Source organism: Methylotuvimicrobium sp., from assembly GCF_050611805.1.
GTDB lineage: Bacteria > Pseudomonadota > Gammaproteobacteria > Methylococcales > Methylomonadaceae > Methylotuvimicrobium.
Map to the genome: position 1 here is coordinate 63,447 of NZ_JBNGHF010000015.1, position 19,033 is coordinate 82,479.

16 protein-coding genes and 1 tRNA gene are annotated in these 19,033 nt (G+C 46.6%); 9 read left to right on the forward strand and 8 right to left on the reverse strand.

Going from position 1 to position 19,033, the window contains the following annotated elements:
• Nucleotides 1-8: 8 nt before the first annotated feature.
• Together ACRJJO_RS09600 and ACRJJO_RS09605 are read right to left on the reverse strand one after the other, a co-directional pair.
• Complete coding sequence (locus ACRJJO_RS09600; protein WP_431065559.1) at nucleotides 9-1,640, reverse strand: cytochrome P450; 1,632 nt, start codon at nucleotides 1,638-1,640, stop codon at nucleotides 9-11.
• Between the two features lie 107 nt (nucleotides 1,641-1,747).
• The gene (locus ACRJJO_RS09605) at nucleotides 1,748-2,758 is read right to left on the reverse strand and encodes an ornithine cyclodeaminase (RefSeq protein WP_431065560.1); all 1,011 of its coding nucleotides are present in this window, start codon (nucleotides 2,756-2,758) and stop codon (nucleotides 1,748-1,750) included.
• Between the two features lie 508 nt (nucleotides 2,759-3,266).
• Here ACRJJO_RS09605 and ACRJJO_RS09610 point away from each other — a divergent pair.
• Nucleotides 3,267-3,962 carry an SDR family oxidoreductase gene (locus tag ACRJJO_RS09610; RefSeq protein WP_431065561.1) on the forward strand — a complete coding sequence of 232 codons (696 nt, stop codon included), beginning with the start codon at nucleotides 3,267-3,269 and terminating at the stop codon, nucleotides 3,960-3,962.
• Nucleotides 3,963-4,000: 38 nt separating this feature from the next.
• On the opposite strand, the gene ACRJJO_RS09615 is transcribed toward ACRJJO_RS09610, so the two are convergent.
• The 4 genes from ACRJJO_RS09615 to arsC are packed head-to-tail and all read right to left on the reverse strand — an operon-like array spanning nucleotide 4,001 to nucleotide 6,378.
• Nucleotides 4,001-4,942 (reverse strand): ketopantoate reductase family protein, encoded by a 942-nt coding sequence (locus ACRJJO_RS09615; RefSeq protein WP_431065562.1) that lies wholly within the window; start codon nucleotides 4,940-4,942, stop codon nucleotides 4,001-4,003.
• A complete protein-coding gene (gene hda / locus ACRJJO_RS09620; RefSeq protein ID WP_431065563.1) occupies nucleotides 4,929-5,633 on the reverse strand; it encodes a DnaA regulatory inactivator Hda in 705 nt (234 codons plus the stop codon). The genes ACRJJO_RS09615 and hda overlap by 14 nt, the downstream gene beginning before the upstream one ends.
• 3 nt (nucleotides 5,634-5,636) lie before the next feature.
• Entirely contained in the window at nucleotides 5,637-5,984 is a 348-nt protein-coding gene (locus tag ACRJJO_RS09625) for a DUF2069 domain-containing protein (protein ID WP_431065564.1), read from the reverse strand.
• A 46-nt stretch (nucleotides 5,985-6,030) separates the two neighbouring features.
• Nucleotides 6,031-6,378 carry an arsenate reductase (glutaredoxin) gene (gene arsC / locus ACRJJO_RS09630; RefSeq protein ID WP_431065565.1) on the reverse strand — a complete coding sequence of 116 codons (348 nt, stop codon included), beginning with the start codon at nucleotides 6,376-6,378 and terminating at the stop codon, nucleotides 6,031-6,033.
• A gap of 417 nt (nucleotides 6,379-6,795) precedes the next feature.
• Here arsC and ubiA point away from each other — a divergent pair, with 417 nt between their 5' ends.
• The 3 genes from ubiA to ACRJJO_RS09645 all read left to right on the forward strand — a co-directional run bounded on the left by ubiA (nucleotide 6,796) and on the right by ACRJJO_RS09645 (nucleotide 8,639).
• A complete protein-coding gene (gene ubiA, locus ACRJJO_RS09635) occupies nucleotides 6,796-7,668 on the forward strand; it encodes a 4-hydroxybenzoate octaprenyltransferase (RefSeq protein WP_431065566.1) in 873 nt (290 codons plus the stop codon).
• 9 nt (nucleotides 7,669-7,677) lie between these two features.
• The gene (locus ACRJJO_RS09640; protein ID WP_431065567.1) at nucleotides 7,678-8,499 is read left to right on the forward strand and encodes a YdcF family protein; all 822 of its coding nucleotides are present in this window, start codon (nucleotides 7,678-7,680) and stop codon (nucleotides 8,497-8,499) included.
• A gap of 64 nt (nucleotides 8,500-8,563) precedes the next feature.
• A tRNA-Thr gene (locus tag ACRJJO_RS09645) sits at nucleotides 8,564-8,639 on the forward strand.
• Between the two features lie 405 nt (nucleotides 8,640-9,044).
• On the opposite strand, the gene ACRJJO_RS09650 is transcribed toward ACRJJO_RS09645, so the two are convergent.
• Nucleotides 9,045-10,298, reverse strand: a complete 1,254-nt coding sequence (locus tag ACRJJO_RS09650; protein WP_431065568.1) for a glutamate-5-semialdehyde dehydrogenase — start codon at nucleotides 10,296-10,298, stop codon at nucleotides 9,045-9,047.
• Between the two features lie 461 nt (nucleotides 10,299-10,759).
• Nucleotides 10,760-11,059, reverse strand: coding sequence for a DUF5710 domain-containing protein (locus ACRJJO_RS09655; protein ID WP_404359966.1), 300 nt, complete (start codon nucleotides 11,057-11,059; stop codon nucleotides 10,760-10,762).
• A 972-nt stretch (nucleotides 11,060-12,031) separates the two neighbouring features.
• Here ACRJJO_RS09655 and ACRJJO_RS09660 point away from each other — a divergent pair.
• From ACRJJO_RS09660 to ACRJJO_RS09680, 5 genes are all read left to right on the forward strand, one after another.
• Nucleotides 12,032-14,062 carry an HDOD domain-containing protein gene (locus ACRJJO_RS09660; protein WP_431065569.1) on the forward strand — a complete coding sequence of 677 codons (2,031 nt, stop codon included), beginning with the start codon at nucleotides 12,032-12,034 and terminating at the stop codon, nucleotides 14,060-14,062.
• A 64-nt stretch (nucleotides 14,063-14,126) separates the two neighbouring features.
• Nucleotides 14,127-14,897: a ceramidase domain-containing protein gene (locus tag ACRJJO_RS09665; protein ID WP_431065570.1), complete on the forward strand. Its 771-nt coding sequence runs from the start codon at nucleotides 14,127-14,129 to the stop codon at nucleotides 14,895-14,897.
• A gap of 117 nt (nucleotides 14,898-15,014) precedes the next feature.
• Nucleotides 15,015-16,151 carry a lytic murein transglycosylase B gene (gene mltB / locus ACRJJO_RS09670; RefSeq protein WP_431065571.1) on the forward strand — a complete coding sequence of 379 codons (1,137 nt, stop codon included), beginning with the start codon at nucleotides 15,015-15,017 and terminating at the stop codon, nucleotides 16,149-16,151.
• 22 nt (nucleotides 16,152-16,173) lie between these two features.
• A complete protein-coding gene (locus ACRJJO_RS09675) occupies nucleotides 16,174-16,998 on the forward strand; it encodes a DUF3530 family protein (protein ID WP_431065572.1) in 825 nt (274 codons plus the stop codon).
• A 1,268-nt stretch (nucleotides 16,999-18,266) separates the two neighbouring features.
• A complete protein-coding gene (locus ACRJJO_RS09680; protein ID WP_431065573.1) occupies nucleotides 18,267-18,995 on the forward strand; it encodes a VPLPA-CTERM sorting domain-containing protein in 729 nt (242 codons plus the stop codon).
• Nucleotides 18,996-19,033: the final 38 nt, after the last annotated feature.

Sequence of the window (19,033 nt, forward strand, 5' to 3'; positions counted from 1 at the left end):
GTCGCTCTCTATTTTAATTGAATTTTAATGGCTTGGGTCGGGCAATATTTTTCGGCTTGCTTGGCTTTGTTCAACAAATCCAGCGCCGGGTTTTCTTGTAACACGGTCAAGTTGCCGTCGTTATCGACCTGGAACAGTTCAGGCGCCTCGCTCATGCAAGTGGCGTGGCCTTGGCAAAGTTCCCGGTCGATGATAATCCGAAAGGATTCTCCGGTCGGGGTTTTTTCGGCCGTGTCGGCTTCCGATGCTTGGGGCGCGGTATCGTCAATGGCTTGACGTTTGCGGTAACGAACCCGGCACGGCGATACCGGTTGTACCACCATTTGCGTAAAGTCATCTTGATAATGGTCTTTGGCGTCAGTCAACTCGAAGGTATAGCGGCGCAGCAGCACGGCAATGATTGCTTTGAGTTGCAGCATCGCGAACGCATTGCCGGTGCATTTATGTTTGCCGCCGCCAAACGCGATCCAGCTGAACGGCTTGGCGTCTTCTTGGCGCGCTTCGGTATAGCGCTCGGGATCGAATTTTTCAGGTTCGGAAAATATTTCCTCGATGCGATGCGATACTCGCGGCGACGTGCAGACATATTTCCCGGCCTTGACCGTGTAATCCTTGAAATGAAAATCCTGCATGACCTTGCGAATCAAGAATATCAGCGGCGGGTGCAGACGCAAGACTTCTTTGATGACATTTTCCAGCAGCGGCATTTCGCGCAGGGATTGAAAAGTGATTTCACCATCCGCGCCGAATAATTGATCCAGTTCGCTCAATACGGCTAGCATGTGCTCGGGCCTGCGTGCTAGCTCAAGCAGGGTCCATGCAGCGGTGCCTGCTGTGGTATGGTGTCCGGCGAAGATCGTGCCGATCAGCATGCCGGTAATTTCATGGGGCGACAGGCTGCTGCCGTCGTCATATCGGGCGTCGATCAAGAGTTGAAAGGCGTCTTCGCTCTTTTCGGTTTTTTGCGCGCGCTTGGCAATGATGCCGGTGACCAGCTCCTGAAGCCTGGTGCGCGCCTTGTCGCGGCGGCGGAAGACCGGCAGCGGCAAATAGGGAAACACGAAGGCGAGGGGATTCACGCCTTTTTCGAGATCGTGATAGATTTGGGCGAATTCTTCATTCAATTCATAGCGGAATTCGTTGCCGAGCAGGCAGTGGCTGGACGTGTAAATCGTCAATTCCTTCATGAATTCCAATAAATCGATCTCGCCGCTGTCGCCCCAGTCGGCAACCATTTGCTCGACTTCGGCGACGATGATTTGCGCATAGCCGCGCATTGGTTTATCGCGCAACACCGGCATCAGCATTTTCAGTTGTTGATCCTTTTTATCCGGCGGTGCATCGAAAACCACGCCCTTGCCGAAAATAGGCGTCATGATTTTATAGGCCTGGCTTTGGTCGAGTTGCGTGTCGGGCGCGCGAAAAAACGCCTCGTTCGCCTCGGGGCCGGTCATCAGCACCATGCGTTGATGAAACATGCGGAATTCGCCGATTTCGCCGAGCGTATTTCTAAGCTTCATCATGTAGTTGAAGGGATTCTTGCCGAAGTCGAGCATGTGCCCGATCAGTGGCAACGCGCCGGGCATTTTAGGCGGTACCTTAGTGGAAGAAGCGGGTTTTTCGGAATTGATTGTATTCATGTCTTAGGTGGGAAAAATAATAAATTAACCATGCTAATAGCCGATGATCCGGGATGAGTTGAATTGAGACTGTAGCCTGGCGACAGCAAATGGTACGCGAAGTCTTGTCAGGAGGCCAAAAAACCGAATAAATCTTTAGGGTCGTCTACTTCGGGCAACATGACTATTTCGGTGCCAAACTTTAATTCGGTAGCAAGTTGGTAGACGATACGAAGCATCGAAAAGTCTTCCAGAGCGAAACCTACCGAATCGAATAGCGTGATTTCTCGATCATTGTCACGCCCGATTTTCGTTCCGCAAACCAACTCCGCTAATTCGGCATGGATCAATCCGGCATCTCCTTGTTGAATTTCGCCTTCGATTAGGCTTTGCTGCGTATATTCGACGACGAGTTTGACTTGTCTTAGCAGTTCCGCCGGTAATTCGGTTTTGCCGGGGCAGTCGCCGCCGATTGCGTTGATATGTGTGCCTAGCGCGATATCTTCAAAAGCGAAAAGTGTTTGTCGATGTTTGGCGGCTGTTGCTGTCGTTATAATATCGGCGCCATGCGCGGCTTCGGCGATACTGCCGCATGGCTTCAATTCGAAGGGTCGATTGGCCAGGTTTCGGGAAAACTTGAACATTGCCTGGCTGTCGATATCGTAATATCGGACTGTTTTAAGCGCATAGTGCCCGGCGAAAGCGATCGTCTGGAATTCCGCTTGTGCGCCGCTACCGATGATAGCCAAGGATTTGACATCGCTCCGCGCGAGATAACTTGCCGCTAGTACGCTGGTAGCGGCAGTTCTTATCGCGGTTAGCAAGGTCATGTCGCAAAGCATCAAAGGGTAGCCGTTGCCTGCGTCGCTGATTTGGCCGATCGCGGCAACGCTGAGGTTACCGTTTCTAATATTACCGGGGTGTCCGTTGACATATTTAAAGGTATAAAATTCGTTATCGGCACAGGGCATCAATTCAATGACGCCTTGCGGATAATAGGTAGCATGACGCGGCGATAAGTGGAATGAATCCCAGCGGGAAAAGTCCTGTTTCAAGGCCTTAGTCGCTTTTTTAATAAAATGCTCAAGGCCAACATGGCGGGTCATGTCTCGAATGTCGCTTGCGGTTAGAATGAGCATATCGAATCTTGCTAAGTGAATGACTGAAATACCTTGATTTGTGTTAGTTTACCGTTCATGAAGATCACTGTTAAATTATTTGCCGGTTTTATTGCCCGACGGCTATTCGGTCAATGCCGAAACATGGTTATTAAAAGAATCAGGGAGGTTGCTGAAGATCCGTATGCACAGCACCTCCGATCGTGTGTAGGGCAAGCTTCGCTTGCCGCAGTTACGCGTTGAATTCGAGTTTGACGCGTATTCCGAACAGGATGTCGACGGTTTTATGTGTCGGCGGCAGGGCAGATTTTTGCTCCTGCAAAATCTGCATTCATGCCATCCTTGGCAATCAGTCGCCGCCGTCAAGCTTACATGGACGTATTTACGGCGTTCTGCCAAGCGAGTTACCGTACCCTCGACAAAGCTCATAGTTCAAGGACGTTATTTATCACGAAATTCTAAGTTATTCCTTGCTTATTCATAGGGTTGTAAATCATAAAAAATTTGTCATCGATAAGGAGTTAGTACCATGCAAACTATTTTAGTCACCGGAGCCAATCGCGGCTTAGGTTTGGAATTTTGCCGTCAATATGCCGAGGCGGGTGACAAGGTTATCGCGGCGTGCCGGCATCCCGATAAATCCGAAAAACTTCAGACTTTGGCGGCGAGGCATGCGAGTATTCGAATCGAAGCCTTGGATGTCGCCGATTTTGCGCAAATCGATGATCTATCGGCGCGACTGGTCAATGAAACCATCGACGTTTTGATCAATAATGCCGGCGTTTACGGCGATAAGTCGGGAGGCGGCTTCGGTAATTTGGATTATCAGGCTTGGTCGCATACCCTGCTGGTCAACACGCAGGCGCCGGTTAAAATGAGCGAGGCTTTTTTGCCACAGCTTCAGCGTAGCGACAAAAAATTGATCGTGGCATTGAGCAGTCAAATGGGGAGCATTGCCGATAATTCCAGCGGCGGCAGTATTTTTTATCGTTCCAGCAAGGCTGCGTTGAATGCCGCGATGAAAAGCGTATCGATCGATTTGATGGATCGCGGGGTAGGCGTGCTGATTTTTCATCCGGGTTGGGTCAGGACCGATATGGGCGGACCGAACGGATTGATCGATGCCTACGAGAGCGTCACCGGCATGCGTAAGATGATCGATGCCTTTTCGCTTCGGCAAAGCGGTAGTTTCATCAAATACGAGGGGTTGACGATGCCTTGGTGATTCGTTGGCCGCCAAGTGGGCTGGGCGCCGTGTTTGTGTTAATCGGTGTTCGGATCCTGAGCGAGTTGCAATTCTCGCAATTTCATTAAGGCATAGAGCGTTTCCAGGTGCGGGCAGGGTACGTCTTTTCGCCTCGCGGCATGTACCGCATTGCCGAGTATCGCTTCGGTTTCCATCGGACGGCCTTGTTCGTAATCGAGCAGCATGCTGGTTTTGTAGGGCGGCATCGTGTGCGTGTTGGCGATATTGCGTTCGATGATGTCTTCGGCCAATGGGTGTCCGCAGGCCGAGGCTATCGCGACAACTTCTCGCATTATGCCTCGCACCAAGGGTTCTTGTGTGCTGAGAATGTCTTGAGTCGCCAAGCCTCCGGATAATACCGACAGCGGATTGAATGGCGCATTCCAAACGCATTTTTGCCAGCGCGCGCCGATGATGTCGTCGGTAATTCGGCATTCGATGCCGGCCGCATTGAAAAAGTCGCCAAGCTGTTCGGCTTTGGGGCTAATAGTGTTGGTTAAGCTGCCCAAGGTCAATCGGCCGTAAGCCAAATGAGCTATTTGTCCGGGTCCGGTTCTGTTGCAACAGATGAAAGCCAAGCCGCTGATGATTTCGTTGTCTGGAAAGGCATCGATGAAAGCTTGTTCGGTTTCAACGCCGTTTTGTATAAAGACGATCGTGGTGCTATTCGAAACTGCGGGGCGGATGAGCTCGAGGTTTTCCGATACATCGATCGCCTTGGTGCAGAGCACGACAAAATCGGCTTGTTCCGGATAGTCTTCGGAATGTTGCAAGACATGGTGCGGCTTGAAGTGCCAGTCGCCCAGGTCGTGGCTTTCGATCGAATAGCCGGATTGATCGATCAGGTTGAATTCGGACCGGCATACGACCGATACATCGGCGCCGGCTTTCGCCAGTAATGCGCCGTAAAAACCGCCGATCGCGCCGGCGCCGACGATAAGGACTTTAATCGGTTTCATCTTGACTGAGAAATTGTTTTAAAAAAGGCAGAGTCAATTTACGTTTTGCGGCCAGCGTTGCATGATCCAGTCGATCGAGCAAGCGCCACAACGAGGCTAAGTCTCGGGCATAATGATTCAGCAAAAAACGGCCGACCGTGGGATTGATTTCAAAGCCCATTTGTTTGGCTTTAAAGGCCAGAGCCTCAATGCTTTCTTGATCCGACAGTTCTTGAAGTTTTAGTGTCAATCCCCAGTTCAGCCGAGTTTTCAGGTCGGGCAGTCGGATGGTTAGCCAATTGGGCGGACAATTCGAAGACAGTATTAACTTAAAGCCACGATCCCGGTGGCGATTATAGAAATTGAAAAATGCGAGCTCCCAGTCCGAGGTTTCGGCAATCGCATCGATATTGTCGAAGCAGACGACTTCGTAATCTTCGAGTCCGCTTAGAATTTCGGTGCTGGGCAGAGCCTCCGCTGCGAAAGAATAGTAAAACGTGGTTTTTTTCAGTTCCTGGGCCAATTGACAGCAGGCTTGCAATAAATGGCTCTTGCCCAGGCCAAGATTGCCCCAAAGATAAATCTGCTGCTCTCCGGTACCGGAAACACAATCTTTCAGGTGGCCGATAATTTCACGGTTTTTGCCCGGATAGAAATTGGCAAAGGTCAGATTAAACTTGTGTTCGAAAAGTAACGGTAATTGCTCGGCCATGCATCAAGGCTTTTTTTTATGATAACGGACATAAAGGCTTGCGCCGACAAATAGCATTAAGCTAAAGGTCACTTCCAGTAATGCATAAGGCCTTTGCAGCGGATTGGCATAAGCTTCAACCGACCCGTGGATAAAATACATCAGGCTGATATAGGCCATCCAGGCACAGCTTCTGGTTTTGCCGGCGAGTAAACCTCGCATCGGCAATAATAACGGCGAAACGCTCAGCAGCAATACCAATGCGGTAGGCAGTTGATCCGGCGGCGTCAATACGGTAGGCCAGGCCATCAACAAACCAAACAGCCCGAAAAAACCGGCTAAGGCGATGCGGTGATAATGTTTTGCAGTCATTGGCCGGTCTTAGGTATTAGTGTGAGCCATGTCGTGCCGGAACAAGTTATAAAATTTCCAGAACGTGTTCGGGAGGACGTCCGATAGCCGCTTTGCCGTTAGCTAGCACGATCGGTCGCTCGATCAATTTAGGCATTGCGACCATGCCGGCTATCAAGGCTTGTCGGTCTAGCGAAGGATCGTCCATGCCGGTTTCCTTATACTCGCTTTCGTTTTTACGCATCAAATCGCGCGGCTCGATGCCAAGTAGATTGAGGATTTCGTTTAACTCATCTGCGGTAGGCGGGGTTTTTAAGTATTCGATTATTTCAATATCGAGACCTTTGTCCTGCAGAATTTGCAAGGTTTGACGCGATTTGCTGCAACGGGGATTATGATAAATTTTGACAGTCATCGTTATTGGCCATGCTCCAAGTTTAAAACATTACCTAATTACGTAGAACTTTCAGCCAAATCGACAAGACCCAAGTTACCCGTCATAACGGCATGGATTGCCCGTATCTAGTGAACAGGGAAGTACAATACTGGATAGGGTCTCATCCATGCAATCTTGTCTCCGGTAATGTTTATCTAGGGAGCAGAATTCATGTGCCGGATAAGATTCCGATTTTAGCTGAAGCTCGTAATTAATCAGGAAACGTTATGATAACATCATTTATGCGGGCGGCAGATGGGAAACGAAGCGTCTTTCTAAAGAGGTCGCTTAATTTTTTTAAAGAGTAAGGCTCGCCGGCTTCAAGGCTGGGGTTTCGTTGTAATCGATTCGCCTTTCCGGCATTTTTTAACATACTTAGGACAAAAAGGTAAGTCATTGAATACTCAAACTATCGTCGACAGGGCAAAACTTTATTGGCGCCTGACCCGATTCGATCGCCCGATCGGTATATTGATACTCTTATGGCCCACACTGTGGGCGCTTTGGTTAGCCTCGAGCGGTTCGCCGGATTTGAAAATTTTGACCGTTTTCGTGTTAGGTGTCATTTTGATGCGAGCGGCTGGTTGCGTGATCAATGACTATGCCGATCGCGAATTCGATCCTCATGTCGAGCGCACCAAACAGCGCCCGATCGCTACCGGAGAGGTGCGGCCTAAGGAGGCATTGGCGCTCTTCGTCGTATTGAGCCTTATCGCATTCGGTTTGGTTTTATTACTGAATACGATGACTATTTTGCTATCTATTGGCGGTGCTATTCTAGCTGCCGTCTACCCATTTATGAAGCGCTATACCCATTTGCCACAAGCCTTTTTGGGCATGGCTTTCGGTTGGGCCGTGCCGATGGCTTATGCCGCCGAAACGCAAAGTTTGCCGTTAGCGTCGTGGGTATTATATCTAGCCGTGATTTTATGGGCCTTGGTTTACGACACTATGTATGCGATGGTCGACAAAGATGATGATTTAAAAATCGGTGTGAAATCGACCGCGATACTATTCGGCGATAAAGATAGGGAGATTATTGGCGGCTTGCAGATCGTTATTTTGATGCTGTTGGTTATTGTCGGTCGATTTGAACAAATGGGCTGGATTTATTATGTGGGGCTAACCGCTGCCGCCGGATTTTCGGTTTATCAACAGAAGCTGATTGTTCATCGCGAAAAAGCCGATTGCTTTAAAGCGTTTCTCAATAATAACTGGTTCGGTTTGGCTGTGTTTACAGGTATCGTTGTCGATTATTTAATGGGCTAATCGGTGCTCATGACGATGGATTCGGCCTTTTATTGGGTGTCGAAACTGGTTTGGGACTTATTTGCTCCGGATCATTTGTTGTTGATTTTGCTGACTCTGGTTTGCGGGTTGTTTTGGTCGGGCTACCAACAAATAGCGCTTTATGGGTTCAGTGCCTTGGTTTTCTTATGCTGGATGATTACTTTATTTCCGGTCGGTAGTTGGCTGCTGCTTCCTTTGGAAACAAAATTTCCGGCGAACCCGCCGTTGCCGGAGCATTTGGACGGCATCATTATGCTCGCTGGCGCTGAAAAAATCGACGCCAGCTATGCCTGGCAACAGGTCGAGCTAAAAGCTTATTCGGAACGCGCGTTGACCTTCATGCAGATGGCTAGAAAATATCCTGATGCAAGATTAGTCTTTACCGGAGGATTGGGTAGTAAGCAGGATAAGAATTTTCAGGAAGCTGACATAGCCTCGCAACTTTTCGAGCAGCAAGGCCTCGATGTTGGGAAAATCGAATTCGAACGGCGCTCGAGAAACACCTATGAAAATGCCTTGCTGGGCAAAGAATGGGTAAAGCCGAAAAAAGGTGAAAAATGGTTATTAATCACCAGCGCTTCACATATGTCTAGAGCGGTAGGCGTGTTTTGTCGGGTCGATTGGCCGGTCATTCCGTATCCGGTCGATCACTGGACAGTGCCGGGCGAATCGACAAGTCTCGGTTTTGCGTTCGGCGAAAATTTAGAACAATTGACTTATGGCGTCCGAGAATGGCTAGGATTGGCTGCCTATCATATCACCGGTAAAACAAGTGCTTGGGTGCCGGGTGCCTGTTCAAATGATCCATAAATAATAAAGAAAAATAAAAAATACTTGCAGCAAAAAAAATGTTCTGTATAATTTCGGCTTCTTCGCTGGTGTAGCTCAGTTGGTAGAGCAGCTGATTTGTAATCAGCCGGTCGCGGGTTCGAGTCCCATCACCAGCTCCAACAAATTCAAAGGCTTAGTCGGTTTCGACTAAGCCTTTTTTGTTGTTTTTCCAAAATGCTGTCCAAAATTATCACGATCCAGTCGGTTTAACAATTTCCGGCTTGCGGTTGAGCGCAATGTTAGGCATTTAATTTTGCTCTGACTCCAGTTATTTCCTATACCAGCTCCATGCTGGCATAGGGCCTACATGAACAGCCCCGGCGCCGAATTTAATCTACGCTGGGTATCGGTTAATCTTAAAAAGAGCAGTTGAGATCCTCAAGCTACCGTTCGCCCTGAGCCCTGTCGAAGGGTGAAGGGTAGTTTGAGGCTTCACCAGGCCGGTGAAAGTGTTGTAGGTCCTTCATGCTTCGACTTGGCTCAGCACGAACGGTCTACAACACATGCCAACTGCCCTTTTCAGGTTAATTCCTCAAATGGCCATTGCCATAGGCTACCCATTTATAGGTTGTCAGTTCATCCGGCCCAACCGGGCCGCGGGCGTGTAATTTGTCGGTGCTGATGCCGACTACTGATCCCAAGCCGTAGTCGCCACCTCCCGATAATCTTGTGGAAGCATTGATCAATACCGAGGCTGAATCAACCTGATGCTCGAATTGTTGAGCCATGTTAAGGCTTTGCGTAACAATGACATCGGTATGCCCCGACCCATAGTGATTGATATGATCAATCGCTTCGTTGATGCCGTTGACGATTTTTATTGAAAGTATCGGCGCCAGATATTCGCTATGCCAATCTTCTTCTGTCGCTGGGGCAATGCCTGGTAAGAGCTTTTGTGTCTTTTCGCAGCCGCGTAGTTCGATATTGTTTGCGTCAAATGCCGCCTGAAGCAGCGGTAGCATTTGTTCCGCGCATTTTTGGTCGATCAATAAGGTTTCAAGTGCGTTACAGACTTGAATGCTTTGGCATTTCGAATTGATCGCTAGATCGACCGCTTGAGCAGGGTCCGCGTCTGCCGCGATATAGAGATGACAGATGCCGTCGTAATGTTTGATGACAGGAATTCGGGTACCTTCGGCGATACGTTTGATCAAGTCCTTGCCGCCGCGCGGAATCAACACGTCCACATAGTCGTCCATCATGAGCAGTTCTCCAACAGCTTCATGGCCTGGCATACGGATAATCTGTATCGCATGTTCCGGAAGTCCTGCAGCTACAGCGCCTTCAATCATAGCATCTGCCAGGAGCATGTTGGTTTGCAGTGCTTCCGATCCGCCTCGCAAGATGACGGCATTACCGCTTTTGATACAGACCCCGGCTGCGTCGGTGGTGACATTAGGCCTGGATTCGTAAATGATACCGATGACGCCAAGCGGTACCGATTTTTTAAACACCTGAAGCCCGGCGGGATTGGTATGGCCTTCGAGTACGCGATTCAAAGGGTCCGGTCTCCGAGCGACTTCATTTAGCCTGGATATCATGTATTGAAAAACTTTATCGTCGATCGTCAAACGTTTGACCAATGCATTGGACTGCCCGGCTTGCCGAGCTTTTTCGACTTCTTCGGCATTGACTTCTAAAACTCGGCGTTTAGCTGATTGAAGCGAGTCGACCATTTTTGAAAGTGCAAGATTACGCAGTGACTCTGATGTCGATGATAATTGACGTGCCGCAAGACGGCTTTGTTTGGCAATGGCTTGAACGGAACAGCTATTCACAATGGATCCATGGTTACTTTTTAAAGCCTGAAGGTTAGCAGTAAATCGATAGCGGCACAAAATCGATCAATTTGATTACGAGCTTCGAGTGGCTTTATTTGCTGTTGTTTTCTGAGTTTCTTTGCTCGGTGGCGACAAGTGAAAAGAATTACAAAGCTCAGTGTTGCGGGAGGTTGTGCCTTTTGCACTTCAAATTTCGGCAATGCTTAAGGAGGCGCCGGGGTGATCGGTCCCTCACCTAACGCTAGGTGAGGGACCGGCATAGAGTCTATATGGACGTATTCATCCTGCACCTAAATTCCATAGCCCATTGGCCATGGTTAATTGTCTTAGATAATTTGGGTTCTGGGTTCTGGGTTCTGGGTTCTGGGTTCTGGGTTCACGGCGACTTTTGAGGGTCATCCAGGTGCCGAATTTTGATTTTTCGATGAGTATATTTTGTTTATTTTCACAAGATAAGTTTATTCCCATGGCGGCTCATCACCGCTATAGGCTACAAAGTCTTTATCTGTTGCATAGGTAATAACGCCCGAGCCGACGTTATTAGTTGTGTGGCTTCTTTTGGATGAAGCCGATCCAGTATCGGAAGCCACAGTCGACTTGGGTGCTGCGTCTTGTGATTGCCATTGCGCAAAAAGTGATATGTCTTTATTGCCTGGGACATACCATTTCTTTTGGGCAGGATCCCATCTTGCGCCGAGCGCTTTAGCCGCATCTTTTTGAGCATACGGCACATTCAGGTAAGTTTTTGATTCAGCCATTTTTTTCAGTAAGTACCCAATGCGCTGTTTTATGCGAAGCTAGTCGGTTTAAAGTTGATTAAACTAAAGAAACGATCGCGTAGATTTGCATACGATTTTTGTATAGGCGACCAAATGCCTGGTAAGACACGAAGACAAAATGCAGCGATGTTCTCCCCTTCGGCCTCTTTAACAACAAAAATAAAATAAATAACGGTTAACACATAAATAAACTCTGACATATTTGCGTCCTGATAGCATTGATTGTTCTTGTAATTTTCCGTCTAAAATGATGATTCGGAATGTGCTTTCATTTCTTGTTGGCGAGTGAATATAGCAGAAGTTACTCAAAATAGGTAAGCGAATGTAATTCAGTTCATCGGGAAAATCAGAGCGGAGGGCAAAATATCACTGGACAATTGCTTGATACGTTTCATAGTTCTCAAATATCTGCTTGAAAATCATATAACCTTTATCCTAATTCTGTCGGTTGGATCCGGGGTAGGCGCTTCCGAGTAGTTCAAGAGATCGCAGTTCGTGGTGTGCTTAAATCAAGGCATAATTAGTTTGAGAAATGTATAGGTGTTAATGCCGGATCAAAACGCATTTCGACAAGATTTAAGGATTTGCTCATAAATAACTTCTTTATTTTTCAATGTATACCCATCGCAGGTCAAAATTCGACACAGGGGTGCCTCCTTAGGCACTGCCGAAATTTGAAGTACGAAAGGTATAGAGTAGGTAGGTTCGGTAACTCGATTGAAAGGTGTCGGTGGCTGTCAAGTGAGTTGCCGAATCCGTTTCTAAGCACATAGGTTCAGAAAGTTATTTGTCACGAAATCCTTAGTACGAACAGAAGGTGTTAAAACTATTGAAATTTTATGTTCTAGGGTAGAGGTTATGGGTAATTGCGCATTGCCGGCTTGAAGTTTTTCACATAATCTACCTGCATTCTGCAATTTTTAACGATAATCGATATAAGCAGCCACTATTATGGATAACAATACCGCTTCAGCAAACGAAGATTTGCTTGGCTATCCCGCAGGGATTGCCAAGGCGGCTCGCGCGGTTCTAAAAAAGGAAGTCAGGCATTTGCAGTTGATTCCGGCTGCAGCTATTAAATTACTTAAACTTACCAATGATGAAAACACCCGGGTAAAAGATCTATCGAAAGTGATCGAGACGGAGCCGGCGTTGGCGGCTAAAGTGCTAAGGATAGTTAATTCGGCGGCATTTTGTCTGCCTAAAAAAATCACTTCGATCAAGCATGCGGTCAATATGCTCGGGTTTTCAGCCGTTAGGCAGGCCGCCTTGGATCAGTTATTTTATAATCGGCTAATCCGGCATAAATCGAAGCAATCGTTCAATCAGATGTTTTTTTGGCAGCATTGTTTGTTCGTCGCATCGATGAGTAAGGCGATTGCCGTAACCTTGAAACATCCCGATCCGGATATGATTTATACAGGCGGTTTGTTGCACGATGTCGGCAAAGTCGTGTTGGAAAGTTACGGGCGTGTGTCTTATAGCGATTATTTAACGGCATACGATAAAAGCGACCAATCGCTGATGGAAAGCGAGAAAACTTTCTTCGGTTTAACGCATACCGAAATCGGTTTAGTTTTCTGCGCGACCTGGAACTTACCGCCTGCGATTACCGCAATGATCGGCTTTCATCACGAAATGCCGTCCGCCGACTCCCCGTATGCTCAATATAAAACCGAGACCGCGATTATTTCGTTTGCCAATTATATTGCTTGGGTTCAAGGAGTGGGGTCCAGCGAAAAAATTTGTAGTCCGGATTTACAAGAGGAAGTCTTAAAAATTATCGATATCGATAAGTTGAATTTGGAGCAGTTACTTGAACATGTCGATCGCGAAATGGCCAATACCCGGGAGTTTTACGGTATTTCATTTCCCAATATTCATAAACTGAGAGCGACATTGGTGCAGGCAACGATTAAACTCAGCGTCATCGGCAACAAAACCCGGCATGAAAAATCGAATGGAGGCAATGCAGGGGTGGTCTCGAACGGTTCAATATTAACGATCCCTCACCGGAGTCTCGATCCGGAAGAATTTTTACCTTGGACGTTAGAGGCGATTCAAAGCGATTTCGGTTTCGATCGAGTCATAATGCTAAATATCGACCCGAAACGCCGGGGCTTGATTGCCGCGCATTGGTGGCCGGAGTCGATTCTTGAAGACGAACTGCAACCGTTCGAAATTCCAATCGGTGAAGTCACCGGTAAATTATTGGATTGTCTGCGCAACAAAAAGCCGGTCTTGATAAGAAAGGACGATAGTCTCGATCGACAGATGCTTCATCGAATCAATGTCGACGAGTTTATCGCAATGCCTGTCTTACGGCATAACAAGTTGGTCGGTGTACTCTATGCCGATAATTCGTTGAGTGGTCGGGGAATGGATGAAAAGGTTCTTGGTGAAATATTGCCGATCGTTAATGAACTGGGTATCGCGTTGATGAATGCCAAGCAGTATACCTTAGCTAGAAAGGAGTCGCAGATCGATCCTTTGACGCAATTATTTAACAAACGTGTAATAAACGAGTTTTTGGCGCGTCTTTTTGAAAGCGAACCGCAGGTATTAACAAAAATCGCGGTAGGTTTTATCGATGTCGACCGATTTAAGCATTTTAATGATGTATGCGGCCACCAGGCAGGTGACGATGTATTGAAGATTGTTGCGGATATTTTGCGGAGCATGACGCGCCCTGGCGATTTGATCGGCCGCTACGGTGGCGAAGAATTTTTATTTGTGTTGCGTAATACCGATCAAGCTGGCGCATCAGGTTACGCAGAAAGAATACGGGGTGAAATAGAGCAGCGTGGTAAAGTCATGAGCGAGCGGTTTCATGATCATGAACTAACGGTTAGTGTCGGATTGGCTGTGTATTCTCCGGGGTATAAAAGTTATCCTGCGATGATCGAGGCGGCCGATAAGGCGATGTATCGAGCCAAGCATAGTGGAAGAAATCGGGTGGTTGTTTATCAGGAGAATATATAACTACATGATATATATAATAAATTGCCGGATATAATTCTTTTTTGCAAATCTCGAATGATGCTTGATGATGACAAATAATCTCGACTACCGGGCTTCGATATTGATAGCCATCGCTTTGTTCTCTGTGATCTTGATGTTTTTTTTTCCGGCAATTCCCCAAGATCGGTTTTATCATGATTTTGCCGACCAAAGAGAAATGCTCGGCATTAAGCATTTTTTGAATGTGGCGTCCAACTTGCCTTTTATCTTGGTAGGATTGGTTGGTGTCAAGACTCTTTTTTCCGTCGATCGTTCTAAAATCGTCAATGTTATTTTACCGTCTTACATACTTTTTTTTTGCAGCGTAGCCTTGGTGGGATTCGGTTCGATTTATTATCATCTGGACCCGAATAACCGCACGTTGATTTGGGATAGATTGCCGATGACCTTGGCATTTATATCATTTTTTTTGGTGATTGTCGGCGAGTATATATCTGAAGAGGTCGCGTCGAAGTTACTGTATCCGCTACTGTTGACCGGGTTGGCTTCCGTTTTTTACTGGCACTATAGCGAGTTGCAAGGCCGTGGCGATTTACGTTTATACGGTCTAGTTCAATTCTTGCCATTACTGCTGATGCCGTTAATATTAGTGATGTATAAACCCCGTTTTACCCATGGGCTGGCCTATTGGATTTTTTTCGGTTTATATAGTGTGGCGAAGGCTTTTGAAGTCGCGGATAGTAGTGTCTATTATTGGTTATATGGTATTAGTGGGCATACTCTTAAGCATTTGCTCGCGGCATTAGGGTGTTATGTTTTTCTTCGGCAAATCGCAGAAAGGCAACGGTTGTTTTAATGAAGCGCAAGCTAAGCGCGCTATTCTAGATTGGAATAAATTTTTTAACTCTTAATTTGAATTTAAGGACCCTATAATAGATCTCCGAATCGAGTTTTTCCGCCAGGTAACCTAAAGATGTATAAAAAACTAGCTGTAATCATTTTAATGCTAACCGGATGTTCCTCAACGGCTCAGCAGCACTCGCCGTTTCAAAAATCTGCCGATAAAGCGTCCGATCCGGTTGTTGCCAAACCGATTGCTAAACCCTCCTTACAGCCTAAACAAATCGGTCCCTATCGCGCCGCGTCAGTTTCCGGAGATTATGCGGGGTATAGCGAGTTGCGGCGTTTTATCGATGAAATGGTTCTAAAACATGGCTTCAATCGAGACTATTTAAACGGCTTATTTTCACAGGCCAAACGCAAACAATGGACCTTGGATTATTTGCATAAATCGGATCAAGCTTCAAAATCGAGAGCGGAGCCGGCACCGGGCGGTTGGACGCGTTATCGCGCGAAATTTTTGGATGAACGCCATATCAATAGCGGTGTTTCGTTTTGGATGAAACATGGCGAGACTTTGCGTCGCGCGGAGGATAAATACGGCGTTCCGGCAGAATATATTTTAGGTATTCTCGGTGTTGAAACCTCCTATGGCGGTTATATCGGTAATCACCGTATCATTGATGCTTTGACGACTTTAGCATTCGACTATAAAAGGCGCGGTGACTATTTTCGGGGCGAACTCGAAAACTTTCTGATTATGGCCGGCAAGGAAGGTTTCGATCCGTCTAAGCCGGTTGGTTCGTTTGCCGGCGCGATGGGCTTGGGACAGTTTATGCCGACCAGTTTTCTAAAATGGGCCGTCGATTTTAACGGTAATGGTCGCAAGGATTTATGGAGCCCTGAAGATGCTATCGGCAGCGTGGCTAATTATTTCGCGCAACACGGTTGGCAATCGGGGCAACCGATTGTGACGCCCGCTAAACTGAACGGTGCGCAAGCTCATACGCTTGAAACCGGTGTCAATCATCAATATACGCTGCCTCAATTCAAGCAAGCAGGCGTTATTCCAGCGCGCTATTGTCAATGCGATGGGCCGCTGCATTTAGTATTGCTGAGAAAATCTATTGGCGATGACTATTGGATTGGTCATCGCAATTTTTATGTCATAACTCGCTATAACCAAAGTTCTTATTATGCGATGGCGGTACACGATTTGGCGATGGCGATCAAATCGCGTTACCGGAAAACGCAAATGGTTTCCCGATGATTGGCAAATGAGTCGTTAAACGGTGAATAGGCTGAAATATTGGTTGGTATTTATCGGTGGATTCTGGAGCTTTGTTTGTGGCGCAACCGATGTCGCCCGCGAAGCCGATTATGCCGAACGAATTACCAAAACCTTGAGTGTCGGCGAAATGGTTTGGCTACAAGCGAATGATCGCAAATTCTTAAGTATCTATACCGAGACCGAATATCCGGGCATCAAAGAAGCGGCAATTATATTGCACGATAAAGGTGCGCATCCGGACAGAAAGCCATTGATTCATGGGCTTAGAACCGAATTACCGAAACATCGTTGGTCGACGTTAGCCCTACAGATGCCGTTAAGAGAATCTGGGGCCGAGGTGGAAGATTATTTTGACTTGTTTGTCGAGGCGACGGCACGTTTACGAGCGGCGTTAAATTTCTTGGAAAAAAAGGAATACGAAACTATTGCGATCGTCGGTCATGGTATGGGGGCATTGATGGCTTTGCAGGCTTACAATGATTTGCAAGACGATATTAAAGCATTGGCGATAATCGATATTCCGGCAACGCGTAATACAGCCGCTAGAACAGTGGAATGGATTAGGCGGGCCGAGCTTCCGTTGCTTGATCTATTGGTTAGTCGTGAGATACCGAATGAGGTCTTTAGCTCTGCGAAAAGGCGCTTGGCGGCTAAAGACAATACGCATTATCGGCAAGCTAGCATTAACGATGATGAAGCTATGATGGTCAAGCGGGTATATAGTTGGCTAAGGCGCACAATGGAGACGCTTGCATCAGCCGAGAATGACGAAGAAACTGCCGAAAAAGAATCTGCTAAAAACGAAGCCGATGCTCAAGGCATTTAGCCCCTTGGCAAGCCGTCCATGGCTGTGGATGCCTGTTTTAGAGGCATGTGGGAAGGGTTTGAAAGTTTAAAGTTAAGCGCTTCGAACCGGTTGATTAGCCCAAAACCGTTATTTTCGGTAAAGGCCGGCTTGTTGCGCCATAGGCCAAACAAAAAACTACATCAATTGAATTGCGACCAATACAGTGACGGAAACAAGCTGTAACACCACCATCTTGATCGAACCGCTTCGGTCTTCACTTTTTGTCATTTGTCGAACGGCAACTTTTTTCATGATAATCCCCTTGAACAAGAGTAAATCGAAAATAACATGACCCTTTGAAAAGGAATCTAAAACAGATTACCTCGTAATCCCACAATTCCAAATTCAATTTAAATTAAGCAATATTGCTGCCAGTTTTATAAAGGAAACGTTGAGCTGGTCGCTAATGGGCTATATTCGTCATTGTATAAGGATTGGAAGTCTTATCGAAACAGCCTAATCGCAAAACTGAGTAGGAATGCTGTGTATTCGATTTGTCTTTTTTGCACCAACATAATGCGCTATTCGATACAAAAGCGTCAAAAGAGGTACTGAGTTTTCGCAAAAATACCGAGGGATAAAGGCGGGTAAAAATGTGTGTTATTTCACATTATTGTTATGGCATATCACTCAGTTTTAAAAAAATGTTTTTATACAAATAAACCGGTAATCTCTCTAGTCCCCTAAGTTAAAAGGTTACATGCATAGTGGCATAGATATTGACTAAGAATTGAAGACGTCCGTTGGAAGCAAGGCGACAAACACCATTTGTTAGATTAATTTTGGTAGCAGACCGGCCGTCACAGTGCGTGAATAATTAAATTCCATCTAAGTGACATTAGTCGTAACGATTGCGGAAAGTGATAAATTTAAAGAAGTCCTTTTCCATATTTTAATGGAAAGATTAAGTGTTTACATATTAACGCGATGTCAAGTACTCACGCATTCTTTTAGGAAATAGCTACGAAACCTAAAACGATAAGGATTTGGTCGTAAATAACTTCCCTATTTTACGGAGGGTTCGGTTCCTCGATTGGCAGGTGTCGGCGGCAGGGCAGATTTTTGCTCCTGCAAAATCTGCATTCATGCCATCCATGGCAATCAGATTCCGCCGTCAAGCCTACAAGGTCGTATTCACGGCGTCCTGCCAAGCGAGTTACCGAATCCTCAGCAAAGCGCATAGTTCCAGGAAGTTATTTATCACGAAATCCTAATAATCAATAAAATAAAACAATGAGGTTGAAAGAATGAAGCATTTGGCACAATCTTTAGCAGTAGTCGGCTTGATAAGCGGCTTGTTCATGACGCCGGCTCAGGCCGCTAGTACATTACCCGTTGAAGGAATTATTTATAAAGTAGAAGAAGGAACAACTTTCGATACTTGGAAAATCGTGATGCAGTCGGCAGGAACATTTAAGGTTAATTTGTTGGCATACGAAAGTACGAGTAACTCGCCGGATGATGCAGTCGACTTAAATGGGGACGGCAGATTTACTTATTTAGATCCGGATACTCATTTTTACTTGGATGATGGTTCCGAAAATCCCCTGCTCAACGCTGCAAATCATTTGGCGCGTTGCGACGATATCAATAATAATTGTAATTCCATAAGCAACGATATTATTACGTTAAATAGTCTAAACGAGGAAGAAGGCGCGGCAAACGGTTCTATTCATTTTCGCAGGGATCCCGCTTTCGAAGTTACATTGGCCGAAGGTAGTTACTTGTATCTTGTGGCGGATTATCGGTTGACAACCGATGAAGCCGCGGCAGGCATAAATTTAGGTGATTCCATAAGAAACAACGGAGACGATGGTAACTATCGAATCGATTTTAGTTCCGATACGATGGTTTTTAGCCGCTCCGGGAATACGATTACGGTTTCTGCTGTTCCGCTCCCGGGTGCAGTGTGGTTGTTCGGTAGCGCTCTACTAGGTGGCTTGGGAATGGTTAGGCGAAATGCACTTTGGGGATAAACAAAGTGAAAGCTTAATATAAATAAGGAGTATTCGAC